The following is a 16,841-nucleotide window of genomic DNA, read 5'->3' on the forward strand; positions in this document are numbered from 1 at the left end:
GGGGGCGGCGCCGTCGGCGTCCGTCAGACGGCGCTCGGCTGCCGGGCCTGGGTCTCCTCGTCCGGCACCAGGCCGAGCGCCGCGTCCCGGGCGAACTCCACCTCGCGGCGCAGCAGTCGGAACCACATGAACACCGTGAACCCCGCGAACACGAACCACTCGCCGGTGTAGCCGAGGTTCTGGAACGCCTTCAGGTCGAGCCCCGAGTTGTCCGGCGCGATCGCCGGGACGGCCGTCATCCCCGAGTCGGCCTTCTCCAGCGTGATCCACGCGTCGTACACCCGGTACGGCACCAGGTTCACCAGCGAGGCCGCGCTGATCGCCGCCGTCTGCCCGGACGGCAGCCCGCCCTGGGTGCTGACGCCGTTGTCCCCGGGCGTCTCGGAGGCCTGCAGCGCCCCGGTGACGGTGACCTCGCCGGCCGGCGGGGCGGGCGCCTCGGCCGCGTCGGCCTTGCCGGGCAGCCAGCCGCGGACGACGGGCAGGGCCTGGCCGGAGTCGGTGCGCAGCAGGGTCAGGACGTAGAAGCCGTCCTTGCCGTCGAGCTGCCGGTCGGGCACCAGCAGCTGCTTGGCGTACCGGCCGCTGACGGTGGCCCGCTTCCCGGAGGTCGACTGGTCGACGGGGAGCAGGTCGGCCAGGGGCCGGGCCGCTTCCGTCCGGGCGGTCTCGACCTGCTTGTCGGCGCTGCGGTGCGCCTCGACCCGCGACTCGAAGCGGCTCAGCTGCCAGGACCCCATGAAGATGCAGAACGGGATGGCGAGCAGCACGAAGACGTTGATGCCCCACCAACGGGGTGTCAGCAGAAAGCGGTACACGCCTTCCACGGTACGGGGCGCTTTGCGGCGGGTTGGGAGTGGGGTCGGCCCCGTGCGGGCGGCCGCGCGCAAAGTTATCCACAGGCTGAGGACGCCCGCCAGCGCATTGTGGGCGGGTGCGGGCACTATGGGGCCATGACTGCGGCCATGAGTGAGAGCGACATGCCGGACTGGGAGAAGCGCTTCCGCGCCCCTCGGGTCTCCCTGCCCGACTGGGCGGAGGACGCCCCCGACCGTTCCCTGTTCGTGTCGAACGCGACGGGGACGTATGAGCTGTACGCCTGGGACCGCGCGAGCGGAGAGCAGCGCCAGGCGACGAACCGGCCGAACGGCACGACGGACGGGCTGCTCTCCCCGGACGGGGCGTGGATCTGGTGGTTCGACGACAAGGACGGCGACGAGTTCGGCGTCTGGCGCCGCCAGCCCTTCGGCGGCGGCGCGGACGAGGAGGCGACACCGGGCCTGGAGCCGTCGTACCCCTCGGGCCTGGCCCTGGGCCGGGACGGCCGTACGGCGGTCGTGGGCCGTTCCACCGACGACGAGGGTACGACGATCTACCTGGTCAGAGCGGGGGAGAAGCCGCGGGAGATCTACCGCCACCATGAGTCGGCGGGCGTCGGCGACCTCTCCCACGACGGCTCGCTGATCGCCATCGAGCACACCGAGCACGGCGACGCGATGCACTCGGCGCTGCGCGTGATCCGCCCGGACGCCACGCCGGTCGCCGAGCTGGACGACACCAGGGGCGGCGCGGAGGAACTGGGCCTGGAGGTGCTGGGCTTCGCCCCGGTCGAAGGCGATCCGCGGCTGCTCATCGGCCACCAGCGTCGCGGCCGCTGGGAGCCGCTGGTCTGGGACGTCGTGACCGGCGAACAGACGGACCTGACCCTGGACCTGCCGGGCGACGTGAGCGCGGAGTGGTATCCGGACGGCAGCGCTCTGCTGATCGCCCACAGCCACAAGGCCCGCAGCGAACTGTTCCGCTACGACCTGGCGACGCACGAGCTGACCGGGATCCCGACCCCGGCGGGCTCGGTCTCCGGGGCGACGGCCCGCCCCGACGGAAGCGTCGAGTACCTCTGGTCCTCCGCCGCCGAGCCGCCGGTGGTCCGCTCGACGACGGGCGAGGTGGTCCTGGATCCGCCGGGCATGAAGTGCCCCCCGTCCGTCCCGGTCTCGGACGCGTGGGTGGAGGGCCCCGGCGGCCGTATCCACGCGCTGATCCAGAAGCCGGCGGGAGCGGAGGGGCCGCTGCCGACCGTCTTCGACCTGCACGGCGGCCCGACCTGGCACGACAGTGACAGCTTCGCGGCGGGCCCGGCGGCCTGGGTGGACCACGGTTACGCGGTGGTCCGCATCAACTACCGGGGCTCCACGGGCTACGGCCGGGCCTGGACGGACGCGCTGAAGCACCGGGTGGGCCTGATCGAGCTGGAGGACGTGGCGGCGGTACGGGACTGGGCGGTGGAGTCCGGCCTGGCCGACCCCGACCGGCTGATCCTGACCGGCGGCTCCTGGGGCGGTTACCTGACCCTGCTGGGCCTGGGCACCCAGCCCGATTCCTGGGCGGTGGGCATCGCGGTCGTCCCGGTCGCCGACTACGTCACGGCGTACCACGACGAGATGGAGTCCCTGAAGGCCATGGACCGCACGCTGCTGGGCGGCACGCCGGAGGAGGTCCCGGACCGCTTCGCCGCGAGTTCACCCCTGACGTACGTGGACGACGTCAAGGCACCGGTCTACATCTCGGCCGGCGTCAACGACCCCCGCTGCCCCATCCGCCAGATCGACAACTACGTCACCCGCCTGGCAGCCCGCTCGGCCCCCCACGAGGTCTACCGCTACGACGCGGGCCACGGCTCCCTGGTGGTCGACGAACGGATCAAGCAGCTGAGACTGGAGATGGAGTTCGCGGAAACCCACCTCATGCCCACGGCGACAGCGCCGACGGACTGACCCGGACTCGGCGCCCCGCAAGGGGCGCGGGGCTGCATCGATGTGCGGCTGCCGCCGCGTGGGCGCGACCGGTCGCCACGCACCCGCGCGGAACCGCACCACCGCAACCCACCCACCCCCATCTCTCAACCGAGCGAGTCCGGGGGGTGGGTGGGCGGCACCCGGCGGCCGGACAACTCCGCCAGCCCCCGTCGAGTGACCGCGACCAGCACCCGGTCCCCATCTCTCAGCAGATAGTCCCCGGCGACCGGCCGCCCCTCGAGCGCCAGCACCCGCCACGCCCCCGGCCGGAACGCCCCGTCCACCGTCCGCCCCTCCAACTGCGGATGCCCGCCCACATCCACCGCCGCCACCAGCAACACCTTCCGCTCCACCGGAATCGCCCCGAGGATCTGCCGCCCCAGCATCGCCCCCGCGAAGGACGGCGCCGCCAGATAGGACACACTCCGGCTCCGGGTGACCGCACGCGGATGCGCGGCCCGCAGCGTCCGGTACACGGCCGTCGCGAAGTCGTCGTCGTACAGCCGCAGCACCGCCTTCAGGTCCGGCCGTACCGCCCGCGCGTACAGCACGGCCTCCAGATTCGTCGTATCCGCGCTGGTCACCGCGAGCAGCGCCTGCGCCCGATGGATCTTGGCGGCCTCCAGGACCCCCTCCTGGGTGACATCCCCGAGCACCACCGGCACCCGCAGCCGCCGGGCCACCGCAAGCCCGCGCGCGTCCGGATCGGACTCGACGCACACCACGGGGACCTGCAGTTCGCGCAGTCGCGTCAGCACCCGCGTCCCGATCTTGCCCAGCCCGAGCAGCACCACATGCCCGCTCAGCCCCCGCGGCGGCTTCCGCAGCGTGGAAGCCGTCCGGAAGGTACCGAGCGCTTCGAGCACCGCCGCCAGCAGCACCGGCAGCAGCAGCAACCCCATCAACCCGGAGAGCAGTTGAAGGATCTGCCGCCCGAGCGACTGACCGATCGCGGGATCGTCGATGGCGAACAGATCGAGGAGCGTGTAGTAGAAAGCCCGTACCGGATGAATACCCGTCACCACCGACAGCGCGACCGCGAGCGCGACCACACACCCCACGACCCCGGCCAGCGACCACCGCAGCCGCCGCGAGAACAGCGAGACGAGCAGCGGCACGACCCCGGCCCCGAACCCGGCCCGGTGCCGGTCCTGCGAGGCCGCCGCGGACGAGGACGAGGACACCTGCTCCAGCACCATCACGCCACGCTCACCCGCGGCCCGTACCTCCGCGTCGTCGGGCAGCAGCCGCGGCCCCTGCTCCCAGGCGCCCTCAACCGGTTCGGGACCGTTGTTGTTCGCCGAGAACAGTGCCAGCGTGCACAGCCCCTGGCCGGCGTCCGGCCCGGCGAGAGCCCCCGGCGGCAGGTCCACCGCCCGCAGCACCAGCCCGTCCGTCTGGACGACCTTGCCGGTCCCGGCGAGCGCGGTGGCGGCGAGCGCGGGGGCGGCGGTGTCGGCGTCGGAGAGTACGGTCGTGGACGTGTCGCCCGCACCGCCGTCCAGGTCGCCGACCGCCAACACGGCGGCCTGGTCCAGGAGTTCCTCGATGTGCTGCCCCAACCGCCGGTTGTACAGCCGCAGCACCAGCCGCAGTCGGGGGTTCAGCCGGCGCGCGGTGAGAGCGGCCCGGATGTTGGTCTCGTCGTCGTCGTACACCAGCGCGAGCGCGGCGGCCCGCTCCACGCCCGCCTCCGCGAGCACGGCCTCGGTGGCCTCGACGGCCTCCAGCACCCGCTCCCCGCGCGGGCCTTCACCGACGGCCGGGACGGTGCCGCCGCCCGCACCGTTGCCGCCGTTCCCGTCGGCGCGTCCGACGGTGGCGCTGACCACCCGGTCGAGGAGCGCGGCCGAGGCGGCCCGGGCCCGTCCGACCACCGGCGGCCTGACGATCCGCACGTTCGGCGGCACGACAAGCGTGACCTGTTCGCCGTACACCACGCGCAACTCGGCCGCCAGCCGGTGCGCGAGCCCGTCGTCGCCGCAGACCACCATGTGCGCCGGGGCGCCACCACCTTGATACGGAACGCTCGCCACAAGGGAAAAGACTGCCTCAACAGCACGCATGGTTCCAGCAACGAGGTGAACAGCCGCCCCCGGCCGCCCGTAGGGAAGGGCAGGGAGCATAATCCCGGATCTGACCGAAGTGCCGGAGGTATCCCACCCGTGGCCATCACCGAAGAAGCCGCCCCGCCCGGCCACGCGTCCGAGGACGGGACACCGGGCGAGGGCAGCCGCACCCCGCCCGGCCAGGAGGGCTGGCATCTCAGCTCCCCCCTGGCCCTGACCCTGCTGCTCCTGCTGGTCGTGGTGTTCCAGGGCCCGGTGCGCGGCGCGCTGTCGACGCCGGTGATGCAGAGCTGGATGACGGTGTTCGTGGCGGTGGTCGTCCAGGCGCTCCCCTTCCTCGTCCTCGGTGTGCTTCTCTCGGCGGCGATCGCGGTCTTCGTGCCCCCGTCCTTCTTCGCCCGTGCCCTGCCCGGCCGCCCCGCGCTGGCCGTCCCGGTCGCGGGGCTGGCCGGCGCCGTACTGCCGGGCTGCGAGTGCGCCTCCGTCCCGGTGGCCGGCGCCCTGGTCCGCCGGGGCGTCACCCCGGCCGCGGCCATCGCCTTCCTGCTCTCCGCCCCCGCGATCAACCCGATCGTGCTGACGGCGACAGCGGTGGCGTTCCCACGCAACCCCGAGATGGTGCTGGCGCGGTTCGCCGGCAGCCTGCTGGTGGCGTGCGGGATGGGCTGGCTGTGGCAGCGCCTCGGCCGTACCGACTGGCTGCGCCTGCCGGCGCACGCGCACCACGAGGGCGAGACCAGGGCGGAGGCGTTCTGGGACTCGGTCCGCCACGACACCGTGCACGCGGGCGGCTTCCTGGTCCTCGGCGCGATGGCGGCGGCGACCCTGAAGGCGGTGGCCCCGGCGGAATGGCTGCGCACGGCCGCCGCCAACCCGCTGATCGCGATCCTCGCCCTGTCGATCCTCGCGGTGCTCCTCTCCATCTGCTCGGAGGCGGACGCGTTCGTGGCGGCGTCCCTGACCCAGTTCTCGCTCACCGCGAAGCTGGCGTTCCTGATCGTGGGCCCGATGATCGACCTCAAACTCTTCGCGATGCAGGCGGGCACCTTCGGCCGCGGCTTCGCCCTGCGCTTCGCCCCGGCCACCTTCGCCGCGGCGATCACCGGCGCGGTCCTGACCGGGGCGGTGCTGCTGTGAACCGGCAGGCCCAGGCGGCGATGATGTTCCTGGTGGGGGCGGCCCTGCTGCACGCGGGCGCCACCGACCTCTATCTGCGCTACGTGAAGGCGGGTCTGCGCCCGCTGCTGCTGGCGGCGGGCGCGGTCCTGATCGTCTCGGCCCTGGCGACGGCCTGGTACGAGTGGCGCCGCAGCCGCCGTCGTACCGCCGCTGCCGGCACGGAGCACAGCCACCCCGAACCCCGGATCTCCTGGCTCCTGGTCCTTCCCCTCCTGGCCCTGATCCTCATCGCCCCGCCCGCGCTCGGCTCCTACAGCGCGATGCGCGCGGGTACGGCCCTGCAACAGCCGTACGGCTACACGAAGCTGCCGACCGGGGACCCGATCCCGCTCGCCCTGGTCGACTACGCGGGCCGGGCGGTGTACGACCACGGGCGTTCGCTCGACGGCCACCGCGTCCGCATCTCCGGCTTCGTGGCCGTGGACCCCGCCGGCACCCCCTACCTGGTCCGGATGGCCCTCAACTGCTGTGCGGCGGACGCCCAGCCGGTGAAGGTCGCCCTGACCGGCAAGATACCCCCGGTCCTCCAGCCGGACGCCTGGCTCCAGGTGACGGGCACGTACACCGCCCGCCAGACCCGCGACCCGGTCAACGGCGGCCCGATCCCGTTCCTGAAGGTCACCGAGGCCAAGCCGATCCCGACGCCGGCCGACCCTTACGACGAGACCTGGAACAACTGACCGGTCCTGGGACGGGCTCCAGTAAATGCTTGATCAAGAAGCGGCAGGTCTGTTCGAACCCGGTGTTACGCTCCGCCTGCTCCGCGGCCGGGGACCGCGGCACACGGGGAGGACGACACCATGAACAGACCCACGCACAGACGCGCCCGGCTGGCCTTGCTGCTGGCAGGCGCGCTGGCGGCCATGCTCCCGGCGACGGTGGCGTCCGCCGACGAGACTCCCGTCGACCCGGCGCTGCCGACGCCCACCGTGCCGGCCGGCACGGGCTGCGGCACCGCGGACAGCCCGGTCTGGCGCACCGCCTCCACCTCGTCGCCCGAGGGTTTCAGCGTGTCGATCGGTGTCCCGCGGCCGACCGTGAACGGGGTGAAGTACCAGGGCGTCGTACACGCCTGGGACGCGGACGGCGCACAGTCGGCTGACGGTTCGGTCGACGGCCTGCCGGTGCTCTCCCAGTCCGTCTACGTGCCCTTGCCGCTGACGAACGGTCACGCCTACGGCTGGCACGCCTCGACGTACGACGGCACGTCCTACTCGAACCCGACCGACCCCTGCTACTTCCAGGTGGACAGCAGCGCACCGGTCACGCCCACCGTCACGAACCCGGACTTCCCGCCGCCGGGAGCGGGAACGCCGACGAAGGCGGCCGGGCAGCCGACCACCTTCACCTTCGCCTCCGCCGAGTCGCTGCCCGAGGGCTGCACGACGGCGGGCGCCCCGGACTGCCGGACCAGCGGCCTGGACCACTTCGTCTACGGCCTCGACCAGGCACCCGGCATCGGCGCGCCCCAGGTCGCGGCCGACGCGCAGGGCAGGGCGAGCCTGACGACCGCGTTCTCGTGGGGTGTCCACACCCTCTACGTCGCGGCCGTCGACGTGGCGGGCAACATCTCCCAGGCCCCCGCCGCCTACACCTTCACGGTCCCGTACCAACTCCCGCCCGCGACCCCCACCCTCGCCCTCACCGCCCCGGCCAAGTCGAACAGGGCGGCCTCGCTGACGGTCACCGGCCAGTTGTCGGCGGCGCCCTACGCCTCAGGCGAGACCGTGCACGTGACCAGGACGGACCGGGCCCACCCCGCCGGCGTCGCCCTTCCCGATGCGGCCCTGGCCCCGAACGGCACGCTGCGCTTCACCGACGTCCCGCAGGACGCCGGCGCCGACACCTACACGGTGACCTACCCGGGCGACTCCACGCACGAGCCGGCGACCGCGTCGGCGACGGTCCAGGTCGCCCGCACACCCACGGCGCTGAGCCTGACCACGAACGCCGCCTCCTACGGCTACGGCGCGACGGCGCGACTCACCGCCCACCTGGGCAAGACGTATGACGACCGCACCGTTGCCCTCTACGCCCAGCCGTACGGCGGCAGTAAGAAGCTGGTCAAGGCGGCCAAGACCGACAGCCACGGCAACCTGACCGCGACGTACCGGGTCACCCGCCGGACCGTGTTCACCGCGGAGTTCAAGGGCGACGAGCATTACGCCCCCGCGACGGCCACGAAGACGGTGACGGCCCGGGCGAAGGTCGCGGAGTCCCTGACGGGCAACTACACGACGACCCACTACGGCACCGTCCTCTACCGCGTCTACCACCACACGGCCAAGGCCAAGCTGGCCGTCACGGTCGCCCCGGCCAAACCGGCCCAGTGCGTCCGCTTCCAGACCCAGCGCTACCAGGACGGCGCCTGGCACACCGGGACCACGTCGACGTGCCACTCCCTGACGTCGAAGAGCACCACCGACCTGTCGACGGCCCTGACCAGGTCGACGGGCGGCAGATTCCGGATCCGGGCCGAGTACGTCCCGAGCGCCAAGGACACCGGGAACCTCAGCACGTGGGGAGCGTGGCAGTACTTCACCGTGCGCCAGTGAGCCTCACCGGAAGATGCCGGCCGGCCACCCGACCGCCGGGGTGACCTGTCTTCAGGCCCGGCGGACAGTGGCCGGTTCCTCCGCGCCGGCCGGGACGGGCACGGTGCCCTCGGCCGGTAGGGGTTCCGCAGTCCCCGACCGCCGGGTGAGGCGGCGGGCCAGGGGCTCGGTGTAGCGGGCGGTGAGGGGGCCGAGGACGACCAGGATCAGGACGTAGGCGGTGGCCAGCGGTCCCAGGGAGGGTTCGATGCCGGCGGTGACGGCGAGGCCCGCGATGACGATGGAGAACTCGCCGCGGGCGACCAGCGTGCCGCCGGCCCGCCAGCGGCCCTTGCGGAGATCCCGGCGCGCTTCGCGGCCCCTACCCGGTGGCGATCTTCGTCAGCGCGGTGACCACCGCCAGGGCGAGCGCGGGCGACAGCACCGGCGGACTGCTCGCCGGGTCGGTGTGCAGAGCCTGACGGCCGACGGCATGACACCGACGAACGGTTCGCAGGGGTGCGCGGGATCAGCGGTTCGAGCAGGGGCCGGAGCAGGGCGGACATGACCGAGCCGGAGTGCGCCTCGGTTCGCCTCGGTTCCGCGTGGGCCGGGCGGCCGTCAGGTCGGATACGGCGCGTAACAGTCCAGAGCCGGGTGGTAGAGGGCCTGCCAGGTGCGGCCCTCGATCACGCCGCTCTCCGGGAGGCCGTGGCAGACCTGGATCCACTCGATCTTCTTCTGCGTGAGGGTGCCGTAGACGCCGTCGGGGTCGAGTCGGGGCGGCTCGCCGCCCCACGCGTTGCTGAGGCACTGGGCCTGCTGGACCGCCGCGCCGCTGTCGCCGTAGGTGAGGGTGGGCCGGAAGCCCGACGACACGTAGGAACAGCTGTGGTCGGTGGCGGCCGCGGCGGTGTGGGGCACCGCCAGGCCCAGTGCGGCGGCCGCGCTCAGTGCCGCGGCCGAGGTGAGCAGTCGGTTCCGTCGCATGCGCGCTCCTTCAGGGCCGGCTCATGCCATGGTCGCGCGCGAGCGGCGACCTCCGCGAGTCGGACACGCAGCCTGGACCGGAGGACCGGAGGACCGGAGGACCGCGGGACCGCAGGAGCGTCTACGAGCCGCCGCTCACGCCCACCGCGTCGGCTGCCGTTTCGTCCGCCGTTTCGCCTGCCGTCCCGGCCGCCGCCCGGTGGTGCGCGGTACGGCGGTCGCGCATGCCGACGATCCCGCCGAGCAGCGCCATCGCCAGGCAGCCGAGCACGACGACGGTGGACGACGACTTCAGCATCGACAGCCCCGACCCGGTCAGCAGGACGACCAGCGCCCAGCGCACCGCGCCGCCGGCGACCCGGCTGGAGATGACGGAGCCGAGCAGGACACCCGGAACCGCGCCGATCAGGACGGTGGCCGCGAGTCGCAGGTCTGCGTCGCCGACGAGCAGGTGCCCCAGGGCCGCGGCGGCCACCATGGGGATGGCCTGCACCAGGTCCGTACCGACGAGATGGTTCGCCTTGAGACGCGGGTGGGCCAGCATCAGCATCACGATGATCAGGGAGCCCGAACCGACCGAGGTCATCCGCACGATCGCCCCGCCCGCCAGCCCGATGAGCAGCGTCGGCACCGGCCGTACCGGGACATGGGCGTCCTCCGCGTCGGCTCCGGTGGCGGCGCGGCGGCGGTCCAGCCACAGCCGGGTGAGCATGCCGACGACAGCGAGCAGCAACGCCGTACCGACGCCGTACTTGACGCGTTGTTGCAGGTCGTCGCCGTCGCCGAGGGCGCGGAGCAGGAAGACACCGCCGAAGGCCGCCGGGACCGCGGTGGGCAGCAGCCGGCGCACGATGTCCCAGCGCACGGTGCCGGCCCGCTGGTGCACCAGCGCGCCGAACGGCTTCATGAACACGGACGCGGCCAGGTCGCTGCCGACGGCCGCCGTCGGGTTCACCCCGAACACCATGACCATGATCGGGGTCATCAGGGCTCCGCCGCCCATGCGGGTGAGACCCACGGCGAACCCGACCAGGGCTCCCGCGATGATGATCGGGCCGGTGGAATCCATGGGGCGGACCTTAAACACCATTCCTAATGGGAAAGGTGTGGAACTGTCTTCTCCGCTTCCCTGGGGCCGTCCGCCGGACCTCCGTGAGGCCGTCCGTCGAAACCGTCCGCCGGAACCTGCGAGGCCGTCCGCCGTATCCTCTGAAACCCTGCGCTGAAACCCTCCGCCCCGCGCTGAAACCCGGCTGAAGCCGTGCTGAACCGCCGCGGCCGCAAGCTCTGCGGCATGACGACGACAGACAACGAACAACTCGCCATCGCGGCGACCGGGTTGCGCAAGGCCTACGGGGACAAGACCGTCCTCGACGGCATCGACATCCGGGTACCGGCCGGCACGATCTTCTCCCTCCTCGGACCGAACGGCGCCGGCAAGACCACGGCGGTCAACATCCTCTCCACCCTGATCTCCGCCGACGGCGGCCAGGCCCGGATCGCAGGCCACGACATCACCACGCAGGCCCAGTCGGTACGGGCCGCCATCGGGGTCACCGGACAGTTCTCCGCCGTGGACGGTCTGATCACCGGCGAGGAGAACATGCTCCTCATGGCCGACCTGCACCACCTCTCCAAGAGCGAGGGACGGCGGGTCACCGCCGAACTGCTGGAGCGCTTCGACCTCACCGAGGCCGCGAACAAGGCCGCGTCCACCTACTCCGGCGGCATGAAGCGCCGCCTCGACATCGCCATGACCCTGGTCGGCAGCCCGCGGATCATCTTCCTCGACGAGCCGACCACCGGCCTCGACCCGCGCTCCCGCCACACCATGTGGCAGATCATCCGCGAGCTGGTCTCCGGCGGGACCACCGTCTTCCTCACCACCCAGTACCTGGAGGAGGCCGACCAGCTCGCCGACCGCATCGCGGTGCTCAACGGCGGCAGGCTCGTCGCCGAGGGCAGCGCAGGGGAACTCAAGCGGCTCGTCCCCGGCGGCCACGTACGGCTGCGGTTCTCCGACCCGGTGGCCTACGAGCAGGCGGCCACCGCCCTGCGCGAGACCACCCGCGACGACGAGGCGCTCGCCCTGCAGATCCCGAGCGGCGGCACCCAGCGCGAACTGCGCGCCATCCTCGACTGGCTGGACGCCGCCGGCATCGAGGCCGACGAACTCTCCGTGCACACCCCCGACCTGGACGACGTGTTCTTCGCCCTGACGGGCAGCCCCGCGCCCGTCACCGGCACGGAGACCGCCGCCTCCACCGGCAAGCAGACCGCCGCCTCCACCGACAAGGAGACCGTCCGATGAACACCGCACCCCATTCCCTGCGGGCCTACCCCTTCCGCGACAACCTCACCATGCTGCGGCGCAACCTCCTGCACGCCCGCCGCTACCCCTCCCTCACCCTGAACCTCCTGCTCACCCCGGTCATCCTGCTGCTCCTCTTCGTCTACGTCTTCGGCAGCGTGATGAGCGCCGGCATCACCGGCGGCCACGCCGACCGGTCCGACTACGTCGCCTACCTCGTCCCCGGCATCCTCTTCCTGACCGTGGCGATGACCTCGCTCGGCACCGCGGTGTCCGTGTGCACCGACATGACCGAGGGCATCATGGCCCGGTTCCGCACCATGGCGATCTCCCGCCCCTCCGTGCTGGTCGGTCACGTGATCGGCAGCGTGATCCAGACGATGATGGCGCTGGTGGTGGTCCTGGGCATCGGACTGGCCATCGGCTTCCGGCCCGACGCGACGCCGGTGGAGTGGCTCGCGGCGGTCGGGCTGATGGCCCTGGTCAGCCTCGCGATGACCTGGCTCGCGGTCGGCATCGGTCTGATCAGCCCCAACCCCGAGGGGGCCAGCAACATCGGGACGCCGCTGGTCATGCTGCCGTTCCTGTCCAGCGCGTTCGTGCCGGTGGACGCCATGCCGGGCTGGTTCCGCTGGTTCGCCGAGTACCAGCCCTTCTCGCCCTTCATCGAGACCCTGCGCGGTCTGCTGCTGGGCAGCGGGATCGGTACGAAGAACGCCGTGCTGGCCCTGGCCTGGGGCCTGGGGCTGACCGTGCTGGGCTACCTGTGGTCCAGGGCGCGGTTCACCCGCGAGCCCCGGCAGTGAGCTCGTGCAGGGCCGCGACCCGCAGTTGATCCCGCCCCAGGGCCGCGTACTCCGACCTCGCGTCGGCGTACGCGGCCCGATCCGCGTGCTCGGCCGCCGCCCGGGAGCGGTCCAGGGACAGCGTGGGGAACTCCCTCACCACCGGCATCCGTTCGGACAGCGCCAGCAGCCGTACGGCCGCCGGATCGCCCTTGGCCAGCCGGGCGTGTCCCAGCGCCAGCAACAGCGTGCCGTACACCGGCAGTTCCACCGGGGACCCCTCGGCCGGTGCACCGTCGGCCGGGCCGCCGGCCAGCAGCCCCAGCAGGTACGCCCCCAACTCCTCGGTGAGCGCGGCGACCGGATCCGGCCGGCCGTGCTGCGCGTGCGCGGCCACCGCCGCCGACTGCAGCTGAAGGACCCACGAGTCCACGAAGGGATCGTCGGGGAACAGCGCACCGGCCCGCCGTACCCGCTCCGCGGCCCGGCGCCACAGCCCGAGCCCGACCTCGGTCAGTCCCCGGGCCAGCGCGATCTCCGCCCTGGCCGGCAGCTCGGGGCTGAATATCTGGTCCGACTCCGGCGGCTGGTCCACGGCGGCGAGGCCCAGCCAGTACTCGGCCTCGTCGATCTCGCCCATGTGCAGACAGGCCAGCACCAGCCCCCAGCGGATGCCGAGGGTGTCCGCCCCGTCGCCGAACGCGTCGAGCGCGCTCAGTGCGGCACGCAGATGGTCGTACGCCTCCGCGCCCCGCTCGGACTGCAGGCACAGCTCGCTGACCCGGCCGTGGCTGAGCAGGTGCATGGCCGGGTTGTTCAGCGGGGCGAGCGCGTCGAGCATCCGCCGGGCGCTCTCCAGGGCCCGCTCCATGTCGTGCCCGGCCTCCCAGACGTAACTGGCGACGGCCGAGGCGATGCCCGCCAGCATCGGCTCTTCGGCCTCGCACAACTCCTGGAGCCGAGCGAACTCCGGCGGCCTGATGTCCGGCACTGCGCACAGCACGACGGACAGGGCCCGCAGCACGGTGTCCGGCTGGGCGGGCGGCAGCCGGCGCAGGGTCACCAACTGGCGGACGGCGTGCGGGCCGTGGCCCATGAAGAGACTCGCCGCACACACCGCCGCCGCGCTGCGGGCCGGTTCCACGTCCGCGGGGTTCTCGGGCCGGAAGTGGGAGAGGGGGCCCGCGGTGTCGGCGGCCAGCGAGGCCAGCCGGCCGTAGTGGGAGCCGGTGGACCACAAGGAGGACAGTACGGCGGTGACGCCCGCGGTGGTGGGTCCGTCGGCGCGGGCCAGCGCGTACCGCAGGGCGAGGACGAGGTTGTCCTGCTCGGCGCGGATACGGCTCCAGGCGGGCCCCGGACGGTGGCTGAACAGCAGGTCGTGGTGGGCCCGCCCGAACTCCCGGGCCCAGACCAGGAACCGGTCGGTCACCGCCGCCTCCTCGCCGGCCTCGGCGCGCCGGCCGGCACCGAACTCCCGCAGCGTCTCCAGCATGTGGAAACGCACTCCGGACGGGCTGTCACCCACCTTGAGCAGGGACTGACCGGCCAGTTGCTCCAGCAGGGCCAGCACGTCACCGCTCTCCCCGAGCAGGTACTCGGCCGCCTCCTCGGTGAAGCCGCCGGGAAACACCGACAGGGCACGCAGCGCGGCCTGACCGTCGGGCTCCAGGAGGTTCCAGCTCCACTCCACCACCGCCCGCAGGGTGCGATGCCGCTCGGGCGCGTCCCGGGCGCCGCCGCGCAGCAGCGTGAATCGGTCCTGCAACCGGCGCGCGATGTCGGCCACCGACAGCACCCGCACCCGGGCAGCGGCCAGCTCCACGGCCAGTGGCAGCCCGTCCAGGTGCCGGCAGATCTCGGCCACCCGGTCGGCGGGCAGCTCCACACCCGGCCGGGCGGCCCGCGCCCGCTGCCCGAACAGCTCGACCGACATCGCCGGTGAGAGCTCCGGCAGGGCGTACACGGACTCCGAGGTCAGCCCCAGCGGAGCCCGGCTGGTGACCAGTACCCGCAGCTCCTTGGACCGCGAGACCAGCGTCTGTACGAGACCGGCGGCGCCGGCGATCACCTGCTCGCAGTTGTCCAGCACCAGCAGCGCTGGTCCCGTGCCCAGCGCGGCGACGATGCCGGTCACCGCGTCCCCGCCGCCGCTGAACCGGCCGCCCTCCCCGGCACCGACGGCCGAGGCCACCTCACCGGCCACGTCGTCGTCGACGAGGACACCGGCGAGGGTGACGAAGTACACCACGGGCTGCTCGGCCGCGCGGCTCACCGCGTGGGAGAGCCGGGTCTTGCCGAGACCGCCGGGACCGACGACGCTGACCACCCGGAACGTGCGCAGCAGCCCGCCCACGGCGGCGACATCCGCGTCCCGCCCGAGCAGGGGGTTCGGCTCGTGCGGAACCCCGTGCCGGACCCTCGGCACGTCCGACCGCACCAGCTCCTGGTACGCCGATCTGAGCCCGGGTCCCGGGTCGGTGCCCAGCTCGTCCCGCAGCCTGCGGCGGTAGGCGTCGTAGCGGGTCAGCGCCGCGGCCCGCCCGGCGGTAGCGGCCTCGCACCGCAGCAGCTCCGCCAGCACCTCCTCGTCCCGCGGCAGCTCCCGGGCGAGCGCGGTCAGCGGCGCCGCGGCCTCCGCCCGCCGGTCCAGCCGGGCGAGTGCGAGCGCCCGGGCCCGGACCAGCGCGCGATGCGCCCGGACCCGCCCGGCGCGCAGCGCCACCAGCGGATCGTGCAGGTCCTCGCCCGCACCGGCGCCCACGCTCCCGTCCCAGAGCGCCAGCCCGGCCTCGGCCTGTGCCAGGGAGCCTTCGTGATCCCCGGCCCGCGCCCGCTCGGCACCGTCCGCCTCGTGCAGCAGCAGGGCGGAACTGTCGACCTGCGTCTCGTCCAGCGCCAGCCGGTACCCCGTCGGCGTACTCACGATCAGCTCGGCACCCAGCTGCGACCTGAGCCGCGACACCAGGATCTGCACGGCCTTGCCGGGCCGCTCGGGCAACTCCTCCGCCCACAGCCCCTCCACCAGCCGGCCGGTGCTGCAGCCACCGCGCAGATCCTCCGCGAGCAACGCCAGCAGTCCGCGCAGCCGGGGCGCGGTGATCTCCCGTCCACGGCAGGCGACTCGGGGCAGCAGGATCAGCTCGGTGGTCACCCGTGCAGAGTAGCCATCCTCCTCAACGCCGTGCGGAGACGACGTAGTAGTCCAGCAGTCCGTCGCGATAGGCCGGCAGGAAGTTCCGCGGCCACTGCACGGGCAGGTCGATGCCGGACAGGAAATGATCCAGACCCGCCCAGACCTGACCACCGATCGACTCGGCTCGTACGTCGGTCAGCCCGGCGGCGTCCAGGGCGTCGAGCAGCGAGACAAGCGAGTGGGCCACATCCAGCCCGGACGCGAAGCTGTCCAGCCGCGCGGCCAGCTCCGCACCCACGTCTTCGGCCCCGGCCGGCAGGAAGAAACTGGTGACGGCGAGCCGGCCCCCGGGCCGCAGCACCCGCGCTGCCTCCCGCCCGAACGCGCCCAGGTCACGAAAGTGCTGGGCGGCCTCAACGGAGTACAGGCACGCGAACCGACCGTCCTCGAACGGCATCTCCTCCGCCGCCCCCTGAATGAACCGAAGCCGCTCCGGCACCCGGCCGAGCAGCTCGGCGTTGACCCGCCGGGCCCGCTCCAGCTGCTCGGGGTGGACATCCAGTCCGGTCACGGAGGTGAACCCGTGTTCCACCAGCGCGAGTGCCGCACCGAGCCCGAGCCCACAGCCCACCTCGACGGCATGGCCGCCGGCCGCGCCCATCGTGCCCAGCACACGGCGGTACAGGTCCTGCTGGCTCCGCACCCGGTCCTCGGCGGTCAGAGGCCCGTCGAGCGGAATCCCCTCCCAGTGACCGAAGTTGATGAACCCGCCCCCGAACGCCGGTGCGGAGCTGAGGTCCTGGGGCCCGTAGACGGCGCGCACGGCGGGCGCGACGTCGTGGCGGATACCGTCCACACGATCTCCCTGTCCACGATGAGGGTGCTCGGCCTCTGGAACGCATCGTGCCCCGCCCCGGTCACGACATCCAGACCACCTGCCTCAGACCGTCGCATCAACCGATTGGCCCTCAGAACCCCCGGATGGCTTCCCCGATGAGCGCAGGGCGGGATGTCGATCTAGCCTCCGAAATGAGCGCTAAGT

12 protein-coding genes and 1 pseudogene are annotated in these 16,841 nt (G+C 72.8%); 6 read left to right on the forward strand and 7 right to left on the reverse strand.

Features of this window, described 5'->3' with window-relative positions; all coding sequences use genetic code 11:
• Positions 1-23: 23 nt before the first annotated feature.
• Positions 24-818: an SURF1 family protein gene (locus ACZ4N4_RS16195; RefSeq protein ID WP_467588843.1), complete on the reverse strand. Its 795-nt coding sequence runs from the start codon at positions 816-818 to the stop codon at positions 24-26.
• A gap of 147 nt (positions 819-965) precedes the next feature.
• Here ACZ4N4_RS16195 and ACZ4N4_RS16200 point away from each other — a divergent pair, with 147 nt between their 5' ends.
• Positions 966-2,774, forward strand: coding sequence for a S9 family peptidase (locus ACZ4N4_RS16200; protein ID WP_467588846.1), 1,809 nt, complete (start codon positions 966-968; stop codon positions 2,772-2,774).
• Between the two features lie 125 nt (positions 2,775-2,899).
• Here ACZ4N4_RS16200 and ACZ4N4_RS16205 read toward each other — a convergent pair whose 3' ends face one another.
• Positions 2,900-4,789 (reverse strand): NAD-binding protein, encoded by a 1,890-nt coding sequence (locus tag ACZ4N4_RS16205; protein ID WP_467588849.1) that lies wholly within the window; start codon positions 4,787-4,789, stop codon positions 2,900-2,902.
• Positions 4,790-4,960: 171 nt separating this feature from the next.
• Here ACZ4N4_RS16205 and ACZ4N4_RS16210 point away from each other — a divergent pair, with 171 nt between their 5' ends.
• From ACZ4N4_RS16210 to ACZ4N4_RS16220, 3 genes are all read left to right on the forward strand, one after another.
• The gene (locus ACZ4N4_RS16210) at positions 4,961-6,001 is read left to right on the forward strand and encodes a permease (RefSeq protein ID WP_467588853.1); all 1,041 of its coding nucleotides are present in this window, start codon (positions 4,961-4,963) and stop codon (positions 5,999-6,001) included.
• Complete coding sequence (locus ACZ4N4_RS16215; RefSeq protein ID WP_453570424.1) at positions 5,998-6,723, forward strand: TIGR03943 family putative permease subunit; 726 nt, start codon at positions 5,998-6,000, stop codon at positions 6,721-6,723. The genes ACZ4N4_RS16210 and ACZ4N4_RS16215 overlap by 4 nt, the downstream gene beginning before the upstream one ends.
• Before the next feature lie 120 nt (positions 6,724-6,843).
• A complete protein-coding gene (locus ACZ4N4_RS16220; RefSeq protein WP_467588856.1) occupies positions 6,844-8,598 on the forward strand; it encodes a hypothetical protein in 1,755 nt (584 codons plus the stop codon).
• Between the two features lie 51 nt (positions 8,599-8,649).
• On the opposite strand, the pseudogene ACZ4N4_RS16225 reads toward ACZ4N4_RS16220, so the two are convergent.
• From ACZ4N4_RS16225 to ACZ4N4_RS16235, 3 genes and pseudogenes are all read right to left on the reverse strand, one after another.
• Positions 8,650-9,052: pseudogene (locus ACZ4N4_RS16225) on the reverse strand (cation:proton antiporter domain-containing protein); the annotation flags it as partial.
• A gap of 146 nt (positions 9,053-9,198) precedes the next feature.
• Positions 9,199-9,567: a peptidoglycan-binding domain-containing protein gene (locus tag ACZ4N4_RS16230; protein WP_453570421.1), complete on the reverse strand. Its 369-nt coding sequence runs from the start codon at positions 9,565-9,567 to the stop codon at positions 9,199-9,201.
• Between the two features lie 121 nt (positions 9,568-9,688).
• On the reverse strand, positions 9,689-10,636 hold the full coding sequence (locus ACZ4N4_RS16235) for a sulfite exporter TauE/SafE family protein (protein WP_467588859.1): 948 nt from the start codon (positions 10,634-10,636) through the stop codon (positions 9,689-9,691).
• Positions 10,637-10,861: 225 nt separating this feature from the next.
• On the opposite strand from ACZ4N4_RS16235, the gene ACZ4N4_RS16240 reads away from it, so the two are divergent.
• Together ACZ4N4_RS16240 and ACZ4N4_RS16245 are read left to right on the forward strand one after the other, a co-directional pair.
• A complete protein-coding gene (locus ACZ4N4_RS16240) occupies positions 10,862-11,878 on the forward strand; it encodes an ATP-binding cassette domain-containing protein (protein WP_467588862.1) in 1,017 nt (338 codons plus the stop codon).
• Positions 11,875-12,684, forward strand: a complete 810-nt coding sequence (locus ACZ4N4_RS16245; RefSeq protein WP_467588864.1) for an ABC transporter permease — start codon at positions 11,875-11,877, stop codon at positions 12,682-12,684. The genes ACZ4N4_RS16240 and ACZ4N4_RS16245 overlap by 4 nt, the downstream gene beginning before the upstream one ends.
• Here the strand turns inward: ACZ4N4_RS16245 and ACZ4N4_RS16250 are convergent.
• Both ACZ4N4_RS16250 and ACZ4N4_RS16255 read right to left on the reverse strand, forming a co-directional pair.
• Entirely contained in the window at positions 12,662-15,817 is a 3,156-nt protein-coding gene (locus tag ACZ4N4_RS16250) for an ATP-binding protein (protein ID WP_467588867.1), read from the reverse strand. The two genes, ACZ4N4_RS16245 and ACZ4N4_RS16250, sit on opposite strands and share 23 nt — an antisense overlap.
• Positions 15,818-15,839: 22 nt before the next feature.
• On the reverse strand, positions 15,840-16,655 hold the full coding sequence (locus ACZ4N4_RS16255) for a class I SAM-dependent methyltransferase (RefSeq protein ID WP_467588870.1): 816 nt from the start codon (positions 16,653-16,655) through the stop codon (positions 15,840-15,842).
• Positions 16,656-16,841 lie beyond the last annotated feature (186 nt).

Source organism: Streptomyces sp. NPDC026538, assembly GCF_055567535.1.